This window comes from Janthinobacterium sp. SUN120 (assembly GCF_030397735.1).
Lineage (GTDB): Bacteria > Pseudomonadota > Gammaproteobacteria > Burkholderiales > Burkholderiaceae_D > Janthinobacterium > Janthinobacterium kumbetense.
On sequence record NZ_JAPUBW010000001.1, the window covers coordinates 899,143 to 920,649 of the forward strand.

Here is a 21,507-nt window from a genome sequence, read left to right on the forward strand (position 1 = left end):
CCGCATCGCAAGATGCCGCGCCAGGCCCACGCGGCATGGCTGTGCATTATTCAAAAATTGCACTGGCCTTGCTGGCGGGGATCTTGTTTGCCGGTTTCTGTGCCCTGGGCACCTGGCAAGTCAAGCGCCTGTTCTGGAAGCTTGACCTGATCGAGCGCGTCGAACAACGCGTACATGCGCCCGCAACGGACGCGCCTGGACCCGCAGCCTGGGCCAGTGTCACGCAGCAAACGGATGAATACCGCCATGTGCGACTCTCCGGTACATATCTCCCCATTTTCAATACCCTGGTGCAAGCAACGACGGCACTGGGCAGCGGTTATTGGCTGGTGACGCCCTTGCGCCTGGCCGATGGCAGCACCGTGCTGATCAACCGCGGCTTCGTGCCCAAACGCGAAGGCATCGCCGCCAGCACGCCGGCCGGCATCGTCCACGTGGACGGCTTGCTGCGCGTCAGCGAGACGGGCGGCGGTTTCCTGCGCGAAAACAGTCCTGCCACGCAGCAGTGGTATTCGCGCGACGTGGCCGCCATCGGCGCCTCGCACATGCTGAGCAACGTGGCGCCATACTTCGTCGATGCGAAGGCAAAGTCGGAAACGGCTGCCGACGCCCCCGTCGGCGGGCTGACCGTGATTTCCTTCCACAACAGCCACCTCGTGTATGCCTTGACGTGGTTCACCCTGGCCTTGATGGTAGCCGGTATCAGCTGGTGGATCGTGCGCGAAGACAAACGTCGCCGCGCGCGCAAGGCCAGCTTGTCCCAACAGCACCTTGATCTATCGCAAGAAGGCGACCATGCCGGGCAGGATTGAGATCCTGCCCAACCGCGAGGTATTAGAACGCGGTGCGGTGGCGGCCGAGATGGAACATCCGGCCGGCCACCAGAACATGAAGCTGCTGATCCAGCTGCGCTGGCTGGCCGTGATCGGCCAGATCAGCACGATCTTCGGCGTGGGCGTGGGACTGGGCATCGCCTTGCCCGTGCCCTACATGCTCGAAGTGCTGTCCTGCCTCATCGCTTTTAATTTAGCCAGCCTGCTGCGCTGGCACGAACGCCAGCCCGTGTCCAACACGGCCCTGTTCCTGGCTCTGCTGGTCGACGTCACCGTGCTGACGGCCCAGCTCTACCTGAGCGGCGGCATCAGCAACCCGTTTGCCTTCCTGTACTTGTTGCAAGTCATCCTCAGCGCCGTCCTGCTGGAAGTGTGGTCGACCTGGATCATGGTGGCCATTACCAGTCTGTGCCTGGCGGGCCTGGCCTTGCTGCCCGGCCCCTTGATCCTGCCGATCGACCCGGAGCGGGGCTTTTCCAGCCTGTACGTGCAAGGCTTGCTGATCTGTTTCATCCTGAACGCCGCCTTGCTGGTGGTGTTTATTACGCGCATCAACCGCAATCAGCGCGCCGGCGACGCCAAGGTGGCCGACTTGCGCCAGCGCGCGGCGGAAGAAGAGCACATCATCCGCATGGGCTTGCTGGCTTCGGGCGCCGCGCACGAGCTGGGCACGCCGCTGGCGACCCTGTCCGTCATCCTCGGCGACTGGCGCCGCATGCCGGAATTGAGCAAGAACAGCGAATTGCTGGAAGAAATCACGGAAATGCAGGCGCAATTGCAGCGCTGCAAGAGCATCGTCAGCGGCATCTTGCTGTCGGCGGGTGAAGCGCGCGGCGAATCGTCCGTGAAAACGACGATCAACACCTTCCTCAACGACCTGGTCGACGAGTGGCGCAGCAGCCGCCCCATCCAGGATTTCGAGTACGATAACCGCATCGAGCACGACGTACCCGTCGTCTTCGATTCGACCCTGAAACAAACCATCTGCAATGTGCTCGACAATGCGCTGGAAGCGTCGCCCGACTGGCTGCGCTTCGAAGCGACGCGCGAAGCGGATGCCTTGCATCTGGTCATCACCGATGCGGGCCCCGGCTTCGAGCCGTCCATGTTGACGCACCTGGGCAAACCGTACCAGAGCAGCAAGGGCAAGCCCGGCGGCGGCCTCGGCCTGTTCCTCGTGGTGAATGTTGCGCGTACCTTGGGCGGTACGGTGACGGCGCGCAACAGGGTGCAGGGCGGGGCGGTGGTGCACCTGGCCTTGCCGCTGGCGGCCATCAAACTGGAAAGAGAAAGCGACCACCATGCAGGATGACCGTCTGTTACTGATCGTGGAAGACGACGCCGCGTTTGCCCGCACCCTGGGCCGCTCGTTCGAACGGCGCGGCTACCAGGTCATCCTGGCCACCAATTTCGATGAAGCGAGCGCCTTGCTGGAACAGCATTGCCCCGACTACGCCGTCGTCGACTTAAAACTCAATGGCAATACGTCCGGCCTGGCTTGCGTGCAGATGCTGCACCAGCACGACCCGGAGATGCTGATCGTCGTGCTCACCGGTTACGCCAGCATCGGCACGGCCGTCGAAGCCATCAAGTTGGGCGCCTGCCAGTACCTGGCGAAACCGTCGAACACGGACGACATCGAAGCGGCCTTCGGCCACGTGGCCGGCAACGCCGACATCGAACTGACGAACCGCGCCACCAACATCAAGACCCTGGAATGGGAACGCATCCACGAAATGCTGGCCGAGACGGATTTCAATATCTCGGAAACGGCACGTCGCCTGGGCATGCACCGGCGCACGCTGGCGCGCAAATTGGAAAAGCAGCGGGTGAAATAGACAGGCATCCCGCAGCTTTGGCCCGCCACGGCATGGCGCATCAATTGGAGTCATTCTTGGCAAGGATATTGATCCACACCATGACGATACCGCAGAGTGACAGAACGAATCCCAGATATATTAGGAAAAATCCGAAAGATTCGGATAAATATCTGATCGTCAAATACCCAATCATCCCAGTCAGGAAACCAAAAAATCCAATTTTGTGGCCTTTGGATTTTTTACTTTGCATAATGTAATTCCCTGAATATTGATAAAACCATTTTCAAGCTCCTGTTGATGATGTTTTATGCAAGTCCTGCGCAACCTACGGGACCATGTTTCAGTGCACATTCTGCGCCTGAATGTGCGGACTGCTCTCCCGTTGCGCCCATGCCGGCAGGAACAAAACCTTATTTCTCGTCTTCAAACGTCAGTTCGAGCACGCTGTCGTCGCTCCAGTCCTGTTCCCGCAGCGGCGGCGTGAACGACGAACCGCTGAAGGGCACGGGCGCGCTCTTGCCGTTAAAACTGATCGTTGCCGCCGTGATGCGCCGTGGTTCGGAAAAGCTGTAGGTTCCCTTTTGCGACACGAAATTGCAGGGTCCGCCCAATGCGCTCATCGTGGTACGCATCGCAAACGGCAAGGTTTCCTTGTCGATGGCCCAATGGACTTCGCACGCCAGCCGCAGGTCGCCCAGGCGGCGCAGCGTGTCGCTGGTGGCCGCGCTCCTGACGTAGGGTATCCACCTGACCGACCCCACCTTGCGGTTCACGGTCAGCTCGGCCTTCTCATACAGAGGACCCTGTTCCACAGGCAAGCTGAAGATATTGCGCTCTCCCAGCGGTATCGCCATACCCGCCTCGTCGCTTTCCAGCCGCAGCGCGATGGCATGCATGTCGACATCGGCACGGCGCGGCTCCAGGATGAAGCGCAATTCAGCGCCAGGCGCCAGACCGTGTTTTTCCTCGAAGCGTTTCACCCCCTTGAGCATGGCACTGTAGGGTTTCCAATCCGGATCCCGGATGCCTTTGACATTGACGGACGCCGCCGCAGCGGGTTCAGTTTGTTCCACGACCTGTTCCACGGCCGTCGCCACGGCTTGTTCTACATCAGCCTGGGCGTGGACGGCGGAGCCGCATGCACACAGCAGAAGTCCGGCGATTGCACGCATATTCATCCTGTTCATTTGCCTCTCACGTCATTGTTTATCAAGTCAGAGCAGTCTGTTTTTCCTGCCCATTCAAGGAAACATGAGTGTAGAAAAGAATGGCGATGAATGGGGATTTTTAGGACAGAGTGTCAATCTGGAGCAATGGAATGCTTGAATCAGCTGTTTTTTTAGCGGCATTGGGGAAAGAAAGCAACGTTGTGCCGATGCCGCGTCGATGCGCGTATCTGCCATGAATGATTTACTCGCTAAAACACTGTATTACGTCAATGCCATCAACAGGCCGGAAGCGATGACTACCGCAGCAAACAGGGCGACGGCAAAGCGATTATGCGGCAACGCTCTCGCCGGCGGGTAGTGGCCCAGCGTGAGTAGCCGTAGTATTGCCCAGCCCGGCCAATAGAACAGCTTTTCAATGACCGTTCCTAACAGGTTATAGATCAGCAGACGAACGATCCAGACGATGCCGTCAAAAATCCAGTCAAGCACGACTCATCCTCGGAGGGACGCAAGAATGGCCGCTACGCGCAGTGATCGAACTCATGCCACCGCCAGCCATTCCATTTTCTGCACGCGGATATGGGGATGGCTTTCCAGCGCTTCCCATTCCGGTAAAAAGACAAAGCCCTGTTTCTGGTAAAACGCGGCCGCGCGCGCATTTTCCGGTGCGACGCCGAGTACCAGCCGCGCGTGGCCATTGCCGACGGCGCATCGTTTCACGGCCTCGACCAGCTCTTGTGCCACGGCCTGGCCCCGGTATGGCTGCGCCACCCACATGGCGATCAGGTGGCATTCGCCATTGCCAGCCACCACTTGCGCGGCCAGGCCGATGGGTTGTTCTGCGTCAAAGGCGAGGAAAAACGTGCGCTGCGGCGTGCTGACGGCGCGCTGCTGCCAGTCGGCGTCCGAAAAAGCGGCCGCGCTGGCGTGGCTGGCGCCAAAGGCCGTGGGGGCGTCGAGCAGGGCGGCCAGGCGCGTGGATTTCAGCGCCGGCCAGTCGGCGGCGCTGGTGGGGCGGATGAGGATATGATTCAAGTCTGCGACATTCCTTCACTGGTGGGCGCATCCGTGGACGAGGAAATCTTTCTGTACGCTTCCGCCAGCATCGTGACAGTCGCCACGTCGTTCACGCTGCGCGCTTCGATGACTGTCTCGCCCGCAGCGATGGTGATGTCGCCGTCCGCATAGCTGGCGGGAAAGCGCCGTTCGACGATCTTGTTGGTGAGGACATTGCGCGAGTAGCGCAGGGCCACGAGGCGGTCGCCATCGTGCTTGATGACAACATAGTTCGGCACGGTGGTGCGTTCCAGTTTCCAGGTGCCGATAAAGTCTTCGACAGGGGCGGCGCTGGCGTTGGTGAGCAGCCCGCAGCAGGCGGTGGTAATACCAAAAAACAATTTTTTCATGGTGCCGGCAATTCCATGCAAGGGTGGCCCGCATAGGCGGGAAAGACGTCCGTCATGCTTGAATGACATGGCGCGCATCCATGGATGGCGCCAGTCATTTAAGTATTTGGCAATATTAACAGCATCAATGCCTTGCTGGTGCCCGTGCATGCTGCAGTGTTGTATGCGCGTAAGACTTTGCCTAGCTGTTGGCCTCGAACGCGCGGTGGTAGGTCACGTTTCCTGTTGGTAAGGGTCCCGCCAGATGCAGTGTCTGGAAATACTCGGCCGGCACGCCCGGCAGGGTCAAGGCAGCGTCCGCGCGGAAGCCGAAACGCCCGTAATACCGTGGATCGCCCAGCACCACGCAGCCGGCCGCGCCCAGCTGGCGCAAGTCGTCCAGCAATTGCCCGATGAGCTGGCTGCCCACGCCCTGTTGCTGATGGCCAGGAGCGACGGAAACGGGGCCCAGCCCATACCAGCGCGGCGTGCCATCGCTGATACTGACGGGGGAAGCGGCCACGTGGCCGATGATGGCGCCTTCCAGTTCGGCCACCAGCGACACGCTCAAGGCGCCCGCGTCGCGCAAGGCCTTGACGATGAACTGTTCCGTATGGTCCGTGTGTTCCGCATGCAGGAACGCCTCGCGCGTGATGCGGTCGATGGCGTCGACGTCGGCCGGGGTTTCCTTGCGAATGATCAACGCTTGCGTCATGACTGGTCCCACACTTCGATCGTCAGCAGTTGCCCGGCCTGGCAGGCGGCGACGCGTTCCCGGTGCACGGTAATGCTGCCGGGCCAGCCTGTCAGCCGATCCTGTGGGAATTCGTCCTCCTGCGCCTCGGCAATGCCCGCCTGCAGCAGGGGCGCGATGACGTCCGCCGAAGCCGTGTAGCGGTTGGGAAAACCGTTCGACGACAGCTGGGTCGCCTTGCCTTGTGTGCACAATTGCGCGATCCAGTCGGCGCCGAACAGGCCCGCTTCCCAGGTGGCGAGAAACGCGTCCTTGTTGATTTTCGTCATGTCGGCCAGCTGTTCCGGCGTTTCTGTCGAGATAATGGTCCACCAGCCTGACATGGGCGATCCTTGCGAAAAGTGAAAATTAACGGGTCATGGCGCGGCGCAGCAGGTAGCTGAGGCCATCGACGGCGGCCACCATCAGCAGCATGGCGACGATGACGGTGGCGGCGTTCTGCATCTGGAACAGCGACAGATGGTATTTCAGCATCTGCCCCAGGCCGCCCGCACCGACGACGCCGAGGATGGCGGCGGCCCGGATATTGTTTTCCCAGCGGTACAGGGTGTAGGACATCATTTGCGGGCTGCATTGCGGCAAGGTCGCGTACAGGAAGGCCACGGCGGGGCGCGCGCCGTTGATGCGCAAGGTCGCCGCCGGCAAGGGCGGGCAATTCTCGAAGGCATCGGCAAACAAGCGGCCCAGCACACCCACCGTGTGCAGGGCCAGCGCCAGGGTGCCCGCGAACGGGCCCAGGCCGGCGGCGATCAGCAAGATCGACGCCCAGACCAGTTCCGGGATCGAGCGCAGCACATTCAACACGCCGCGTGTCGCGTTGCGCGCCACGGTGCCAAAACGCCCGCTGGCGGGCAGGGCCAGCAGCGCGCCGAATACGGCCGCGATGACCGTGCCGATGGCCGACATGGCCAGGGTCTCGAACGTGGCCACGCCGACTTTCATCAGGAAGGGGTTGGCCAGCTCGGGCGGGGCGAAGCCGTGCAGGAAGTCGGCACTCGTGCGCACGGCGTCCGCGCTGAAGAACTCGCCCCATTTCAGGGGCAAGGTGGCGAAGCTGGCGATGACCAGCAGCAACAAACCGGCCAGCAAGGCCCAGGTGGACCAGCGCACGGGAGCAGGCGCGGGCATCGCTGTGAAATGCTGATGCTTCATGCCAGCCTCCGGCGCAACATGGCGGACACGGCGTCGGCGCCCGCCACCAGCAGCACGAAGACCATCAGCATGGTGGCCAGTTCGCTGCCCGCCATCATCTTCATCGATTCATCCATGCGCTGGCCCAGGCCGCCCGCGCCGACAAAGCCCATGACGACGGAGCCGCGGATCGCGCATTCCCAGCGGTAAATCGTGTACGACACCAGTTCGGCGGCCGATTCGGGCAAGGCGCCGTACAGCAAGGCTTTCAGCCTGCCGCTGCCGTTGTGCAATAACGCGTCGCAGGCGGACGCATCCGACGATTCGAGGATTTCCGCGTAGACCTTGCCCAGCATGCCGCAATAGGTGAGGGCGATGGCGATCACGCCTGCCGTCGGCCCCAGCCCCACGATGCGCACCAATAACAAGGCCCACACCAGTTCCGGCACGCTGCGCAGCAGCACCAGCAAGGCACGGACCGCGTGGCGCAGGGCGGCGGCCAGGGGCGCCACCCGGCCGGAGCCGAGGCGCGAAATCGACAATCGTTCCGTCACCAGCAAGGTCAGGGGGATGGCGCCCAGCATGGCCAGCGCCATCCCGGCCGTGGCCATGGCGATGGTTTCCCAGCTGGAAATGGCCACCAGTTGCAGGAATTCCAGCGAGTGGGCGGGCGGCACGAAGCTGGCAAGGAATTGCCAGGTGGCCGCCAGGCTTTGTGCATCCCATAAAATCCACGGTTTGAATTCCGCCTGCACCAGCATCGGCCACAGCACGAGCAGCACGATGGCGGCGCCGGTCAGGCGGCCGCGCCAGGCGGGGTCGCGCGGCATGGCGGTGCTCGTCAGCAAAGGGGCCTCGCGGCGTCCAGCTGCGTTTCCACGGCCTCGAACTGCGGCGCCGTATCCGCCTTGTTGCGGTACAGTTCGGCGATCATGGCGTCGCTGACCTGGGCGCCGGGCAAGTCGAAGACGATCTTGCCGTCGCGCAAGGCGACGATGCGCGTAAAGCAGGCGCGGGCGATTTCCACCTGGTGCAGGCTGCAGATCAGGGTGGCGTTGCGCGCCGTCGCTTCCGCTTGCAGCACGTGGATCGTTTGCAAGGCGAGCGTGGGGTCGAGCGCGGACAGCGGTTCGTCGACGAGGAAGACTTGCGCATCCGACACGAGCGCGCGCGCCATGCCGCAGCGCTGGCGTTCGCCGCCGGACAGGCGGTCGACGCGCGCATACAGCTTATCCTGCAGGTTGAATTTACCTAAAGCTTCCCATGCGGCGCGCGGGTCGACGGGCGCCAGCAGCGAACGGATGGCCGTCCACAAGCTCCATTGGGGCAAGCGGCCCGCCAGCACGGCGTTGACGACGCGCTGGCGCGGCGGCAGCGGCGGCGTCTGCGGCGCCAGGAACAGGCGCGCGCGCAAGGCGTGGCGCTCGGCGCTGCCGATTTGCCAGGGAGAAATGCCCAGGATGTCCAAGGTGCCGGATTCGGGACGCAGCGCGCACGCCAAGGTGTGCAGCAGGCTGGTCTTGCCGGCGCCGGACGGGCCGATCAGGGCGATCTGCTCACCCTGGGCCACGTCCAGGTCCAGGTCGCGCAGGGCCAGCGCATTGCCGGCGGCGCCCGCGTGGTGGACGCTGACCTTGTGAAGTTGGAATGTCATGCGAGATTTCGGTGTGGGGGAGTGTGCCGGATGCGTCCGCAGGACGCCATCCGGCAAGTTTCAGCAGTTACTTCAACAACTTCGCATCGCGCGCAGCCGCTTCGATATCCTTGTAGTTCTCGGCCTTGGTCGGGATGAACTTGGTGGCGCGCTGCAGTTCGAGGATTTCCTTGCCTTCGGCCGTCGATGGGTCCAGCGCCAGGAAGGCGTCCGTCAGCTTCTTGCGCACGACGGGGTTCATGTCGGCGCGCACGCTCCAGTTGTAATCGTAGTAGCCTGGCGTCGTGTAGAACACGCGCACCTTGGCGGGGTCGACCTTCTTCGCTTCGACGAGCTTTTCCCACACGGAAATGTTCAAGGTGCCCGCATCGACCTTGCCGCCGGCCACAGCCGCCACGGTGGCGTCATGCGCGCCGGAAAATGCGATGCGCTTCATGTCCGTGTCCGGGTTGATCTTGGCGGCCAGCAAGTAGTAGCGTGGCATCAAGTGACCCGAGGTCGACGATTCCGAGCCGAACGTGAAATTCTTGCCCTTCAGGTCGGACAATTGATTGATGTCCTTGCTGGTGGTCACAAACACCGAGCGGAACTTCGTGTCTTCCTCGCGCTGCACCAGCGGCACGATCTTGCCGCCGCTGCGCACGTTCGCTTGCACGAAGGTAAAACCGCCGAACCAGACCATGTCGAGCTTGTTATTGATCAAGCCTTCGACGGAGGCCGCGTAATCGGTGACGGGCGTAAATTCCACCTTCATGCCCAGCTTTTTCTCCAGGTAGCTGCCCAGCGGCTTGAACTTGCGCTGCAATTCCGTCGGCGCTTCGTCGGGGATGGCGGAGACGCGCAGCACTTGCTGCGCTTGCGCCAGGCCGCTGTGGATGGCCAGGGTGGCGGCGACGGTGGCCAGGATGGCGGGGAACTTGGAAAATGAGTTGGAGAATGTGGTCATGGGACTGCCTTTGCAAAAAATATTCATTAGATTACGGAAACCCCGGTACTGCCTTCCTGCATCTCGCCGATGACGACGGCGTCGCCAAAGCCTTCGGCGCGGAAAATCGCCAGCACTTGCTCGACGGCTTCCGGCGCGCAAGCCACCAGCAGGGGGCCGGCCGTTTGCGGGTCCGTCAAAATGGCCTTGTCGATGGCGCTCAGGCTGTCGTCCAGCGCCACTTGCGCGCCATAGCCCTGCCAGTTGCGGTTCGAGGCGCCCGTGATGTTGCCGTTTTGCGCCAGTTGCTGCACTTGCGGCAGCAGCGGCACGTCGTCCATGGCGATGCGCGCCTGCAACTTGGCGCCGCGCGCCAGTTCCAGGGTGTGGCCCAGCAAGCCGAAGCCCGTCACATCCGTCAGCGCATGCACGCCGTCCAGCAGGGCCAGTTTCTTGCCCGGGGTATTTAATTTGGTGGTGTTGTCTATCAGGGAAGCGTAACCCTCCGCGTCCAGCGCGTTCTTTTTCAGCGCGGCCGACAGGATGCCCACGCCGATGGGTTTACCCAATACCAACTTGTCGCCGGCGCGCGCGCCCGCGTTGCGCTTCACTTGCGAGGGGTGGACCAGGCCCAGCACGACCAGGCCGTAGATCGGCTCGACGGAATCGATGGTGTGGCCGCCCGCGATGGGGATGCCGGCCTGGGCGCAGATGGTTTCGCCGCCTTTCAAGATGAGGCCGATGGTTTCCACGGGCAGCTTGTTGATCGGCATGCCGACCAGGGCCAGCGCCATGATGGGCGTGCCGCCCATGGCGTACACGTCGGAAATGGCGTTGGTGGCGGCGATGCGGCCGAAGTCGAACGGATCGTCGACGATGGGCATGAAGAAATCCGTCGTGGCGATCAGCGCCTGTTCGTCGTTGAGCTGGTAGACGGCCGCGTCATCCGAGGTTTCTATGCCGACCAGCAATTCCTTCGGCAGGGGAAAGCCGCCGCTGCCCTTTAAAATATCGGCCAGCACGCCCGGCGCGATTTTGCAGCCGCAGCCGCCGCCATGGGCAAATTCGGTCAATCGGATGGGGGTATTGGGTGTTGCTGCGCTATCGGACATGGTCGTCATCCTGCTCAAAAAGGTCATCAAAAGCTGCGCCGGCGCTTACGCGGCGCTGGCGGCACGGTGTTCGCCGACGATAGCACATAATGCGCGCGCGGCTTGCTCAAAGGCATGTTCTGAAATGTCGGGCAAGACCAGCGGCGTCGCCTGGGCATAGCGGCTGAAGTTGCGGGCGATCGATTGCCGGTAGACGGGGTCGTAATGCTGCACCAGCAACTCTTCCACCAGTTCGGCCATGCGGCCGGAAGTGGCCAGTTGCTGCCAGTGGGCAATTTTTTCCTTGCCATGCAGCTGCGTCAACAGGGCCAGCTGCACGTTCAGGCGCGCCGGGTCGCCGACGAAATGCTCGTAGTCCTGCATCAGCAATTGCACGCGCTGCTCCGTGGCCAGCCGCACGTCCGTGCAGGCGGCCGCGCGCATCTTGTCCATCAGCGCATCGGGCACGCGCAAACGGCCCACTTTCTTGCTTTCCGATTCGATGAAGACGGGGAGTTGCGGGTCGAAATGGCGCAGTTGCTGCCACAGCGCGCTTTCAAACGCTTTTTGCGCCGGCTGGTCCGCCTCGGGCAAGCCGCCCAGCACGGAGCCGCGGTGCGCCGCCAGGTCTTCCAGGTCGATCACTTGCGCGCCTTGCCTGTCGAGCACTTGCAGCAAACGGCTCTTGCCGCTGCCCGTGGGGCCGCACAGCACGTTGATGAAGTCGAAGCGTTCGGGCAGGGTGGCCAGCTCGGCATTCACGTGGCGCCGGTAATCCTTGTAGCCGCCTTCGAGCTGCGTGACGGGCCAGCCGATGCGCGCCAGGATATGCGCCATGGCGCCGCTGCGGTTGCCGCCGCGCCAGCAGTACACGAGGGGTTTCCAGTGCTGCGGGTGGCCGAGGAAACCGTCTTCGATATGTTGCGCGATGTTCCTGGCGATCAGCGCCGCGCCCAGCTTCTTCGCCTCGAAGGCGCTGGTCTGTTTATATAGGGTACCGACGCGCACGCGCTGCTCGTCGTCGAGCACGGGCAGGTTGATGGCGCCGGGCAAGTGGTCTTCCGCGAACTCGGACGGGCTGCGCACGTCGATGATGGCATCGAATTCATTCAGGCGCGGCAGGATGTCGCTGAAGGGAAGCACTGCAGGGTATTTCATCGTGGCGCGGCTGCTTGGAATGGGGAAAGACGTATTATCCCCGATAAACGCCTTCCCCGTGGACCGTTAGCCCAACAATCTGCCCAGCAGCGGCGCCAGCAATACCGTGACGACGCCCGAGAAAATCATCGTCAGGCTGGCCACGGCGCCTTCTTCCGTGCCCACCCGGCGCGCCACGGATAATCCAAAACCGTGCGCGGCCGCGCCATACGGGGCGCCACGGGCAATGCGCATGCGCAAGGGCAGCAGTTTTAATAACGGTTTGCCCAGCATCAAGCCGAACAAGCCCGTCATCACGACGAAGATGCCCGTCAGCTGGGCCGAGCCGCCCATGTGGCGCGACGCTTCCAGCGCGAACGGCGTCGACACGGAACGGGCCAGCAGGCTGCGCGCCATGTCGCCATGCACTCCCAGCAGACGGTCCAGCAGCAGGGTGGCGGCCACCGAGGCAACGATGCCGGCGCAGCTGCCCAGCGACAGGGCCAGCCAGTGTTTGCGGATCAGCTTGCGCTCCTGGAAGATGGGCAGCGCAAACGCGATGGTGGCCGGGCCCAGCAGCCACGGCAGCCAGCGCGTCTCGCCGAAATACGTGGCGAACGGCGTCGACGTCGCCTGCACGATGACGATCAATATCGCCGAGGTGCAGATGGCGGGCGTGAGCAGGAAATGCGGATGGCGGCGGTGCAGCGCCTGGTTGGCGTAGAACAGCACCAAGGTCAGCAGCAAAAACAGCAGGGACAACAGCAGGGTATTCATGCCGCCGTCCTCGCGGCGCGCCGGCGCAGCAGTTTCTGCAGGCGCAACTTGCGCTCATAGCGACACACCCATTCCACCGTCAACGCCGTGGCCAGCATCACGCTGGCAAAGCCCAGGCCGATATTCACGAACAGCATCAGCCCCTGCGACTTCAACAGTTGCGTAAATTGCACCACGGACACGACCAGCGGAATGAAGAACAGCAGCATGTTGGCCAGCAGCCAGTTCGCGCCCAGTTCGATGGCGGCAGGCCGCACCCAGCCCGCCAGCAGCAGGGCCACCAGCACGAACAGACCCACGACCCCGCCGGAAAACGGCAGGTGCAGGGCGGAGGCGGCCTCATCGGCCAGCCACCAGGCGGCGATCAGCACGCCCACTTGCCACACGGTGTGCACGGGCTGGCGCCAGGCAGGGATGGCGGGCAGGGCGGCGGTAGAACAGTGCAAGGCTTTCACGGCAGGCTTTCAAACGGCAGGGGGAAGTTTTCATTGTAGAGACCCCACATCAAAAGATAAAATGACTTAAACTCATGAAAATCATTCGATATTGGAATGTATTATGGATATCCGCTCACTGCGCTACTTCGTCGAAGTGGTGGAACAGAACAGTTTTACGCGCGCGGCCGCCAGGCTGCACGTGACGCAACCGACAGTGAGCAAGATGATTGCCCAGCTGGAACAGTCGCTGGACCTGGCCTTGCTGGACCGCGCCGGCAAGCGTTTTACCCTGACGGACGCGGGCAAGGTGGTGCTGTCGCGCGCGCATACATTGCTGGCCCTGCACGCGGAACTGAAGGTGGAGTTGCGCGACCTGCAACATCTGGAACGGGGAGAATTACGGGTCGGCGTGTCGCCGCAAACCCATTCCACCCTGGCGCCGTGGCTGGCCGAGTACCACCAGCGCTATCCGGGCATCGAGCTGAAAATGTACGAAAGCGGCACGCAAGCGATCGAGCGCGACTTGCGCACGGGCACGGTGGAGCTGGGCACCATGCTCGACTACCCTGGCAATGCGGCCACCTGGCAGGATTTCGAGGCGCTGCCTCTCGTGCGCTCGCCGCTGTGCCTGCTGGCCGCGCCCGGCTCGCCGTGGCAGGGACGTGCTTCCGTCGCCCTGGCCGAGCTGGCCGACAGCCCCTTCATTTTCTATGGCGCCGCGTTTGCCCTGAACGACATCGTGCTGGACGCCTGCCAGCGTGCCGGTTTTGCCCCGCGCATCACGGGCCGCAGCGGCCAGTGGGACTTTATTGCCTCGCTGGTCCGCCTGGGCGTGGGCATCTGCCTGCTGCCGAAGATGTATTGCGACACCCTGGAACCGTCGCAGTTTGCCGTCATTCCCCTGGCCGGCCCGCCCGTGGAATGGAATCTGATGCTGGCCTGGCGCCGCGGCGGGCGGCTGTCGTTTGCCGCCCGTGCCTGGCTGGAGCTCGTCAGGGCGCGCATGACGGACGCGGCACGTTTACAATAGGCGCTCGCCAACTTCCGTCCGACCAGATGAACATCAACGCCAAGGTTACAGCCAAAATCAAACGCACGGCAGGCTCGCTGCTGCTGGGATTGCTATGCACCGTGGGCCTGATGAGCGAAATGGGCTACGCCCAGGCCGCCATTCCCGTGTATGGCTATTTCGTCAAGAATACCTATCCGCACGATCCCCAGGCGTTTACCCAGGGCTTGCTGTTCAAGGATGGCCATCTGTATGAAAGCACGGGCCAGAACGGCCAGTCGTCCTTGCGCAAGGTGGAATTGACAACGGGCAAGGTGCTGCAGAAAAGCATGCTCGACAAAACGGTGTTTGGCGAAGGCATCACGGACGTGGGCGATGAAATCCTGGGACTGACGTGGATTTCGCAAACGGGTTATGTGTTCGACCAGAAAACGTTCAAGCTCAAGCGCAAATTCAGCTACCAGGGCGAAGGCTGGGGCCTGGCCAGCGATGGAAAGTTCGTCTACATGAGCGACGGCACGGCCGCCATCCGCGTGCTCAATCCGAAAACCCTGGCCGAGGTGCGCCGCTTCGAAGTGAAGGCCGAGGGCCGTCCCATCGAACGCCTGAATGAACTGGAAATGGTCGATGGGGAACTGTTTGCCAATGTGTGGGGCGCGGACGTGATCGCCCGCATCGACCCGGCCAGCGGCAAGGTCGTCGGCTGGATCGACCTGACGGGCTTGCTGCCGCCCGAGCAGCGGGGCACGGCCAATCCCGACGCCGTGCTCAACGGCATCGCCTGGGATGCGCGCGGCAAGCGTTTGTTTGTCACGGGGAAACTGTGGCCCAAGCTGTTCGAGATCGAGCTGATCGAAATCCAGCGCCGTTGATGTTTCCTATCGGACAGTGTTGCTAGCGAAGAATCGTCTATGATGCTGTTCCTTCGCCCCGTGCGACTCTTGCAGGATGCCATGCTGTCCCTTCCTTTATGCCGCCTGGCGGCCGCCGCCAGCTTGCTGGCCGCCGTCTTGCCCGCCGCGCAGGCGCAAACGCCATACGTGCCGGTGATGCAGCAATACGGCGACTTTGTCGTCACGCGCGACCGCCACGATCCGCTCGTCAACTTGTCTTTCCGCAAGCACGGCTATTGGCCCGGCGGCGCGCGCGAAGTGGTGGAAGTGCGGCCCCTGAAGGCCAGGCGCGAAGGCCAGCCCATGCTGCTGGCCTTTACCAAGGGCTATACGGGCCAGGGCACCATCCTGATCGGCGTGCAGAACGGCGAACCGCTGATGCGCCCCGTCAGTCCTTTGCGGCGCGACGACATGGTGCGCACGGAGCGCGACCCCGAATGGGGCGTGCCGCAGCCGGGCCGCAGCGAAATACTGCTGTTTGCCCGCGACGGCCGCGCGCTCGACACGGACACGGGCGAGTTGCTGTGGTTTGACATGCCGGGCATCGTCACCGGCGATTACGCGCCCGCCATGCTGGTCTCCGTCTCGCCCGACGGGCGGCGCGGCGCCTATCTGGCCCGCAGGGCGACCAGCGTGGAGGTCGTCGTCGCCACGCGCGACGACGGTGTGGCCGGCGTCCTGGCCTTGCCGCCCGACACCTATCAACGGTGGCTGAAGCCCTTGTCGCAGGCCGCTGCCGAACAGGCGGGCGCCGCCATCAAGGCGCGCCAGGGCCGCACGGATTCGAACCGCATCCAGCGCGAGCTGGAACTGGCCTGGTTCGGCCAGCAATTTCAATGGAAACAGGGCAAGAACGGCTTGCAGGTGACGGGGTTGGGCCTCATTTCCGCGCCGCCCGAGGGGGAACAGCCATGAGCATACCTGGACTGATCGTCGGCTGCTTCGCCGCCTCCGCGCTGGCCGGCTGCGTGCACGGGGAAATATTCGCCCAGGATTATCTGGCGCAAGACATTGACAAGCAACAAGCCTTGCTGGAACTGGACGTGGTCTTCGGGCAAGCACCCGATGACAAGCTGACGTCGCGCGTAACGGCCCGCAATACCGTGGAATACACGGGCGCGCCGCATATCGTCGTGCCGTTTTACCAGAAGGGCCTCGGCTTCGACCAGGGGTTTGCCGGCACCTACATGTTTGCCGTGCCCTATCCGATCGCCAAGGTCGAAATGGCCACGGCCAGCAGCCGCGTCTTCGGCCAGAAACTCGACGGCCAGCAACAGGGCAGCCCGCGCTACCGCTTCCGCGTGCCGGGCAAGGCGCAATGGAACAGCAATGAAACCTTCATGCTGGGCTTTGAGCGCAAGGGCCGCCGCGAAGAAATCACTTTCCGTTTCAGCAACGAGCAAAGCTGCCCGTCCGCCTTCCTGGCCACCACGCCAAAATACGGTTTCCACATCAAGGTGGTCGCCACGTTCAAGGATGACAAAGGCTGCCTGAAAGTATGCGACAGCCGCGACCAGTGGCCCGGCTTTTGCGCCTTCCAGCCGCCGCCCGGCGCCTGACTATCACCATGCAAGCCACGCGCCGGCGTTTGCCGGCGTGCCGCTTATACACGCGCGCGTTTTGCCGATTCTATTCAATTGTCATCGAATGACCGCCTGAAACGCCTATTTTCACGGCATAAGGGTGGCGATATTGACGCAGCTCAATGTCTGGATCGGCGCATAAATCTTGCCGCAAAAGTATCTTTCTCAGGCGTATGATTTCTGTGCCGTGATCGGCGCACGCAGATGGCGCGGCGCGGCCCGATATCCGAAACGCATCCTTCCTGTGGAGATACAGAATGAAAATGCCAGTTTTAGGAAGCACCCAGCCCGCCATCACCAGGCGTCCGCTCGACATGCTGGACACCGACAAGGCCGCCGTGCGCGCCATCGCCCAGGCGGCCGTCAGCGTCGAACTGTTCACCATTCCCCTGTACATGGCCACCATGTATTCGATCCAGGGTACGCACCAGATCAACTCGAAAGGCATCACGTATTACGAAGGCCGCCAGTGGCCGGGCATGGGCACCACGGCCCGGCCCGAACTGGCGGAGCAAAAGGCCTTCAATATCATCTTCAGCGTTTTCATCCAGGAAATGCTGCACCTGCAGATGGCGGCCAACCTGGCCACGGCCATCGGCACGGCGCCATGCTTCACGGGTTCGGAGCTGCAATCGCAGGACCACGGCTGGACCTGCTATGGCAAGAGCTGCACGGTGATCCCGCACATCGTCGACTTGCAGGACACGTCCGGCTACCGCCATGTGCGCGTCAACCTGGAAGAGCTGAACGCCAACCAGTGCGACCTGTTCCTCGCCATCGAGCAGCCGGAGGAGCAGGCCCGCGCCCAGCTGGCCGAGTTCGACAAGCACAACCACACCAAATATTTCCCCGAGGTACCGTTCGTGGGCTGGACGCCGGGCAAGCACGTGCATGATCTGCCCCTGTTCGGCACCATCGGCTACATGTACGAATGCTATGCGCGCTATATCGGCATCGAATATGCGGATGGCCAGACCCTGTGGCAAAAGCTGTTCGTCAACGGCTCGGTGCAGCAAGACATGTTCAACAGCCAGGTGCAGGGCCATGCGCGGGCGGAATTTCCCAAGTTCGACACCTGCTTCGGCCCGCAAGACCAGGATGGCGGCCAGACGGGCTCGTTCAACAAGGCCATCGACATGATGGCGGCCATTACGGACCAGGGCGAGGGCAGCGCAACGGCCATCCAGCGCTACCGCCGCGACGCGGCGCAGCGCCTGATGGCCGTGCAGCCCGATTACCGCGAAGACCTGGCCGCCCTGAAGTGCGATTATCCGTCCTACGCGAACAATGGCAAGGATGCCGAATCGCGCGACGCGCAAGCGCGTCACGACAGCGCCCCGTTCGACCACTACGAGCGTTTCGGCCAGGTGAAGGCCATGCTGCCCGTAAAAACCTGGGCCGGCTGGCACCAGGACGGGGGGCGCTGGAGCGAGGCCATGCTGACCAACGAGCGCTACAACCCGGCCACCGCGCCCAGGAATATCCCGGCGCCGGCAGCCGTGGCGGGCGCCCTGAACCGCCTGAAGGATAGCAGCGGCACCTTGGGGATGCTGAGCACGGTCGCCACGGGCGCCATCTATGGCATCACTTCCGTGCTGGACAAGTACTGGCTGAACCAGGACCTGGACTTCCCGTATCCGTCGATGGTGGGCGCGGGCGACCGCATGGCCATCTGCTGGGCCGTGCTGGGCCAGGCGCCGAACCTGGCGACGGGCGTGCCGCTGGCCGAGAAAAGCGTGCTGTACCACGCCTGCCAGGGCATGCACCTGGAGGGCGAAGCGTCGTCCACCTGCGCCGCGCTGGCCGTCTACCACACCTGCCGCGGCTCCAACGGCTGCCACGCCCAGGGCGGCTGCGGCTTTGCCCAGGCCGACACGGGCGGCTCGTCCTGCGGCCACTCGGTCAAGCTGGCCGCGTCGCCGGGCACGCCGTGCTACGTGCCGCCGCCTCCGCCGCAGCCCGACAAGGTCTACAGCGCGCCCAGCGACAACAAATGCGGGGGATTCGGCGGCTGCGCCGTGCCGATTTCGGCCTCGCAGCTGTATCCGAACACCTCGGGCAAGGAACCGCCCGAGCCCGCCACCATGACCCTGTACGATTTCGGCCCCGCGCCCGACCACCGCAGCATTCCGCTGGGCCAGACCATGAGCTTTGCGCTGGGCGACAATGTCTACGACAAGGCCTGGGAAGCCTACGGCAAGGTGATGGCGGCGCGCGGCACGCCGGTGGGGGCGCCGCCGCCGCCCACCGACCTGCGCCTGGCCTTGCCGCCGTCGACCTGATGCGGGCCACGCACGGGGTGCCGCCACGCCTGGGCTTGCCGAACCTGGGCCTGGGCGTGGGGCTGCGCCCGCCGCACTATGAACACATCCTGTGCCACGGGCCGCAGGTGGACTGGTTCGAGATCATCAGCGAGAACTTCATCGACAACCACGGCTATGCGCGCCATGTGCTCGAGCAGGTGGCGGCGCAGGTGCCCATCGTCATGCATGGCGTGTCGCTGTCGATCGGCAGCAGCGATCCGCTCAATCTCGGCTACCTGCGCAAGCTGCGCCAGCTGGCCGGCGAGATCCGGCCCGCGTGGATTTCCGACCACCTGTGCTGGACGGGCGCCGCCTCGCTCAACAGCCACGATTTGCTGCCGCTGCCGCTGGACGAAGCCAGCCTGCGCCACGTGGCGGGACGCGTGCGGCAAGTGCAGGAGTTCCTGGGCCGTCCCCTGGTCCTGGAAAACCCCAGCACCTACGTGGAGTTTGCCCAGTCCAGCATGCCGGAATGGGAATTCCTGGGCCGCCTGGCCGAGGACACGGGCTGCGGGCTCTTGCTTGACGTCAACAATGTCCACGTCAGCGCGCATAACCACGGCTATGACGCGGCCGCCTACATCCGCCAGTTGCCGCACGCGCACATCGTGCAGATCCACCTGGCCGGGCCGACCGTCTGCGGCGCCGTGCTGATCGACACCCACGACGCCCCCGTGCCGGCCGCCGTCTGGCGCCTGTACGCGCTGGCGCAGCGGCTGACGGGCGGCGTATCGGCCCTGCTGGAATGGGATGCCGGCATTCCTCCGTACCCGCAACTGCTGGCCGAGCTCGATAAGGCGCGCGCGGCGGAACGGGGAGAATTTGCGGATGCGGCGCCCACCATGGCTGCCGCCGCCGTGTCGGCGCCGCTGGGCTTTCACCTGGAGGCGGCCCATGCCCCGTAGCACCGCCGCAGGCGAATCTGGCGGCGCCCGCGCACCACTGGCGCAATTGCAGGCGTGGTTCCTGACGGCGATGACGGCGCCGGGCGGCGCGGCGCGCGGCGTCCAGTTGGCCAGCGAGCGCCATGGCTTGACGCAGGAGCAGGTATTGAAACGGGCCAGGGGCGGGCCGGCGCCGCTGCATATCCATGCGGATGGCTATGTGCTGCGCCTGCTCGAATGCCTGCAAGCCGACTATCCCGTCTTGCGCAAGGTCATGGGCGACGAGCTGTTCGCTTTCTTTGCCCGCGCCTATGTCTGGCGCCACCCGTCCGCTTCCGCGACCTTGTATGACCTGGGCGGCGGCTTTGCCGATTTTCTCGCCGCCAGCCAGCGTGCCGCCGGCGCGCAAGGGGCAGCCTTGCGCTTTCCCGTGGAACTGGCGCAGCTGGAGCGGGCGCGCAGCGAGGCGGGCAGAGCGCCGGGCCTGGAAAAGCTGGCGCCGCCCATGCTGCCTTCCGGATTGGACTTGCTGTTAGGAAATACACCGTCCTGGCGCCTGGCGCCGTGCACGCGGCTGCTGGCCCTGTCGTTTCCCCTGTGCGACTACTGGCAACGGGCGCAGGCCGCACCCGGCGACGCCGTGCCGGCCCAGCCGGAGGCAAGTCCCGCCTTTGTCGCCATTACGCGCATGCATTACCGGCTTGCCATGCAAGAGTTGCAGTCCTGGCAATTTTACTGGCTGCAAGCGCTGGCCGGCGGCGCGCCGCTGGCGCAGTGCGCGCGGCAGGCGGCGCAGTCCAGCGGCAGGGCGCCGGACGAGGTGCTGGCCGACGCCATGCTGTGGCTGCCCATGGCGGCCGCTGCCGGTCTGGTCGCCTGCGATGCCTGAACAACAAGCGGCGGACGCAAAAAAGGCCGATGAAAATCGGCCTCGATGACAGCTGAATGCGTTGCTTAGCGGTAAAACGCTTCGACTTTGCCCTTCAGCTTGATCTGCAGCGGACGGCCGCGGCGGTCCAGCGACTTGGTGGAAGCGACCTTGATCCAGCGTTCGCTGATGCAATATTCTTCTACGTCAAGACGTTCCTTGTCGTTGAAGCGGATGCCGACGTCGTTCTCGAACACGGCTGCAACGTGGTAAGGGCTGCTGGGGTCGATCGACAGGCGATCGGGCAATGGGGGTAAGGTGGTGGTATCGTTCATGGGCGTAATTATCGCCCAGAATGCCGATCCAGACAACGGGGTGCGCATGCTTATCTGGCCGGCCGCGGCGCGGCGCTCCCGCATTTCCCTTCCCAGCGATGCCTACGCCCTACAGATGCCGTGTTTCCTGCGGCGGCACATTCCACTCGTCATGCACGCCATCGACAAAGGTGACGGGCACCCGGGCCAGTTCGGCCGCCGAGGCATCGTCGAGGCAGTTGACGCCGATGCCGACAAACGCACCGCTGCGGGCGGAATCGCCACGGCCGAACAGGCGCACGCCGCAGTGGCGGCAAAAGTAGTGGCGTTCGCGGCCGGTGCCGAAGCGGTATTCGCTCAAGTCCGCCTCGCCGGCCAGCAGGCGGAAGGCCGTGGGCGGCACTTGGCTGGCCCAGCAGCGGATTTTCAGGCAATAGGAACAGTTGCAGCGCAGGCTGGGCGCCGCCAGGTCGATCTCGGCCGCGAAGCGCACGGCGCCGCAGTGGCAACTGCCATGACAGATTTTTTTCATCGTGTCTT

At 63.6% G+C, this 21,507-nt stretch carries 26 protein-coding genes; 10 read left to right on the forward strand and 16 right to left on the reverse strand.

The window, feature by feature from the left end; translation table 11 throughout:
• Positions 1–35 precede the first annotated feature (35 nt).
• From O0879_RS03990 to O0879_RS04000, 3 genes are read left to right on the forward strand one after another with little or no spacing between them, the layout of a single operon-like run.
• On the forward strand, positions 36–812 hold the full coding sequence (locus tag O0879_RS03990) for an SURF1 family protein (protein ID WP_289914750.1): 777 nt from the start codon (positions 36–38) through the stop codon (positions 810–812).
• Positions 796–2,145, forward strand: a complete 1,350-nt coding sequence (locus tag O0879_RS03995; RefSeq protein ID WP_289914753.1) for an ATP-binding protein — start codon at positions 796–798, stop codon at positions 2,143–2,145. Before O0879_RS03990 ends, O0879_RS03995 begins: the two co-directional genes overlap by 17 nt.
• Positions 2,135–2,671, forward strand: coding sequence for a response regulator transcription factor (locus O0879_RS04000; protein WP_034788474.1), 537 nt, complete (start codon positions 2,135–2,137; stop codon positions 2,669–2,671). Before O0879_RS03995 ends, O0879_RS04000 begins: the two co-directional genes overlap by 11 nt.
• Before the next feature lie 392 nt (positions 2,672–3,063).
• Here the strand turns inward: O0879_RS04000 and O0879_RS04005 are convergent, their stop codons facing one another.
• The 14 genes from O0879_RS04005 to O0879_RS04070 form a co-directional block, all read right to left on the reverse strand.
• A complete protein-coding gene (locus O0879_RS04005) occupies positions 3,064–3,825 on the reverse strand; it encodes a hypothetical protein (protein ID WP_289914755.1) in 762 nt (253 codons plus the stop codon).
• Between the two features lie 258 nt (positions 3,826–4,083).
• Positions 4,084–4,311 carry a hypothetical protein gene (locus tag O0879_RS04010; RefSeq protein ID WP_289914757.1) on the reverse strand — a complete coding sequence of 76 codons (228 nt, stop codon included), beginning with the start codon at positions 4,309–4,311 and terminating at the stop codon, positions 4,084–4,086.
• A 51-nt stretch (positions 4,312–4,362) separates the two neighbouring features.
• A complete protein-coding gene (locus tag O0879_RS04015) occupies positions 4,363–4,857 on the reverse strand; it encodes a GNAT family N-acetyltransferase (RefSeq protein WP_289914760.1) in 495 nt (164 codons plus the stop codon).
• Positions 4,854–5,228: a hypothetical protein gene (locus tag O0879_RS04020; protein WP_289914762.1), complete on the reverse strand. Its 375-nt coding sequence runs from the start codon at positions 5,226–5,228 to the stop codon at positions 4,854–4,856. The genes O0879_RS04015 and O0879_RS04020 overlap by 4 nt, the downstream gene beginning before the upstream one ends.
• Before the next feature lie 181 nt (positions 5,229–5,409).
• Positions 5,410–5,922 (reverse strand): N-acetyltransferase, encoded by a 513-nt coding sequence (locus tag O0879_RS04025; RefSeq protein WP_289914765.1) that lies wholly within the window; start codon positions 5,920–5,922, stop codon positions 5,410–5,412.
• Complete coding sequence (locus O0879_RS04030; protein ID WP_289914767.1) at positions 5,919–6,284, reverse strand: hypothetical protein; 366 nt, start codon at positions 6,282–6,284, stop codon at positions 5,919–5,921. Before O0879_RS04030 ends, O0879_RS04025 begins: the two co-directional genes overlap by 4 nt.
• Before the next feature lie 25 nt (positions 6,285–6,309).
• Complete coding sequence (gene phnE, locus O0879_RS04035) at positions 6,310–7,113, reverse strand: phosphonate ABC transporter, permease protein PhnE (RefSeq protein WP_289914768.1); 804 nt, start codon at positions 7,111–7,113, stop codon at positions 6,310–6,312.
• Positions 7,110–7,922 (reverse strand): ABC transporter permease, encoded by an 813-nt coding sequence (locus O0879_RS04040; RefSeq protein WP_099668521.1) that lies wholly within the window; start codon positions 7,920–7,922, stop codon positions 7,110–7,112. The genes phnE and O0879_RS04040 overlap by 4 nt, the downstream gene beginning before the upstream one ends.
• Before the next feature lie 11 nt (positions 7,923–7,933).
• Positions 7,934–8,746: an ATP-binding cassette domain-containing protein gene (locus O0879_RS04045; RefSeq protein WP_099667935.1), complete on the reverse strand. Its 813-nt coding sequence runs from the start codon at positions 8,744–8,746 to the stop codon at positions 7,934–7,936.
• Between the two features lie 67 nt (positions 8,747–8,813).
• Positions 8,814–9,692, reverse strand: coding sequence for a putative selenate ABC transporter substrate-binding protein (locus O0879_RS04050; RefSeq protein WP_289914771.1), 879 nt, complete (start codon positions 9,690–9,692; stop codon positions 8,814–8,816).
• 26 nt (positions 9,693–9,718) lie between these two features.
• Positions 9,719–10,783 carry a selenide, water dikinase SelD gene (gene selD, locus O0879_RS04055; RefSeq protein ID WP_289914773.1) on the reverse strand — a complete coding sequence of 355 codons (1,065 nt, stop codon included), beginning with the start codon at positions 10,781–10,783 and terminating at the stop codon, positions 9,719–9,721.
• Between the two features lie 45 nt (positions 10,784–10,828).
• Positions 10,829–11,920 (reverse strand): tRNA 2-selenouridine(34) synthase MnmH, encoded by a 1,092-nt coding sequence (gene mnmH, locus O0879_RS04060; RefSeq protein ID WP_289914774.1) that lies wholly within the window; start codon positions 11,918–11,920, stop codon positions 10,829–10,831.
• A 66-nt stretch (positions 11,921–11,986) separates the two neighbouring features.
• A complete protein-coding gene (locus O0879_RS04065; RefSeq protein WP_099667937.1) occupies positions 11,987–12,676 on the reverse strand; it encodes an LrgB family protein in 690 nt (229 codons plus the stop codon).
• The gene (locus O0879_RS04070; protein ID WP_289914776.1) at positions 12,673–13,131 is read right to left on the reverse strand and encodes a CidA/LrgA family protein; all 459 of its coding nucleotides are present in this window, start codon (positions 13,129–13,131) and stop codon (positions 12,673–12,675) included. Before O0879_RS04070 ends, O0879_RS04065 begins: the two co-directional genes overlap by 4 nt.
• A gap of 103 nt (positions 13,132–13,234) precedes the next feature.
• Between O0879_RS04070 and O0879_RS04075 the strand changes: the two genes are divergently transcribed.
• The 7 genes from O0879_RS04075 to O0879_RS04105 all read left to right on the forward strand — a co-directional run bounded on the left by O0879_RS04075 (position 13,235) and on the right by O0879_RS04105 (position 20,674).
• Positions 13,235–14,143, forward strand: coding sequence for a LysR family transcriptional regulator (locus O0879_RS04075; RefSeq protein WP_289914778.1), 909 nt, complete (start codon positions 13,235–13,237; stop codon positions 14,141–14,143).
• A gap of 26 nt (positions 14,144–14,169) precedes the next feature.
• Positions 14,170–14,994 (forward strand): glutaminyl-peptide cyclotransferase, encoded by an 825-nt coding sequence (locus O0879_RS04080; protein ID WP_289914779.1) that lies wholly within the window; start codon positions 14,170–14,172, stop codon positions 14,992–14,994.
• Positions 14,995–15,033: 39 nt separating this feature from the next.
• A complete protein-coding gene (locus O0879_RS04085) occupies positions 15,034–15,930 on the forward strand; it encodes a hypothetical protein (RefSeq protein WP_289914782.1) in 897 nt (298 codons plus the stop codon).
• Positions 15,927–16,574 carry a hypothetical protein gene (locus tag O0879_RS04090; protein WP_289914784.1) on the forward strand — a complete coding sequence of 216 codons (648 nt, stop codon included), beginning with the start codon at positions 15,927–15,929 and terminating at the stop codon, positions 16,572–16,574. The genes O0879_RS04085 and O0879_RS04090 overlap by 4 nt, the downstream gene beginning before the upstream one ends.
• A 281-nt stretch (positions 16,575–16,855) precedes the next feature.
• Positions 16,856–18,880 carry a ferritin-like domain-containing protein gene (locus O0879_RS04095; RefSeq protein WP_289914786.1) on the forward strand — a complete coding sequence of 675 codons (2,025 nt, stop codon included), beginning with the start codon at positions 16,856–16,858 and terminating at the stop codon, positions 18,878–18,880.
• Positions 18,880–19,806 (forward strand): DUF692 domain-containing protein, encoded by a 927-nt coding sequence (locus tag O0879_RS04100; RefSeq protein ID WP_289914789.1) that lies wholly within the window; start codon positions 18,880–18,882, stop codon positions 19,804–19,806. The genes O0879_RS04095 and O0879_RS04100 overlap by 1 nt, the downstream gene beginning before the upstream one ends.
• The gene (locus tag O0879_RS04105; RefSeq protein WP_289914792.1) at positions 19,796–20,674 is read left to right on the forward strand and encodes a DNA-binding domain-containing protein; all 879 of its coding nucleotides are present in this window, start codon (positions 19,796–19,798) and stop codon (positions 20,672–20,674) included. Before O0879_RS04100 ends, O0879_RS04105 begins: the two co-directional genes overlap by 11 nt.
• A 65-nt stretch (positions 20,675–20,739) precedes the next feature.
• Here O0879_RS04105 and O0879_RS04110 read toward each other — a convergent pair whose 3' ends face one another.
• Both O0879_RS04110 and O0879_RS04115 read right to left on the reverse strand, forming a co-directional pair.
• Entirely contained in the window at positions 20,740–20,988 is a 249-nt protein-coding gene (locus O0879_RS04110) for a DUF3297 family protein (protein WP_010398340.1), read from the reverse strand.
• 109 nt (positions 20,989–21,097) lie between these two features.
• Positions 21,098–21,499, reverse strand: coding sequence for a GFA family protein (locus O0879_RS04115; RefSeq protein ID WP_289914795.1), 402 nt, complete (start codon positions 21,497–21,499; stop codon positions 21,098–21,100).
• Positions 21,500–21,507: the final 8 nt, after the last annotated feature.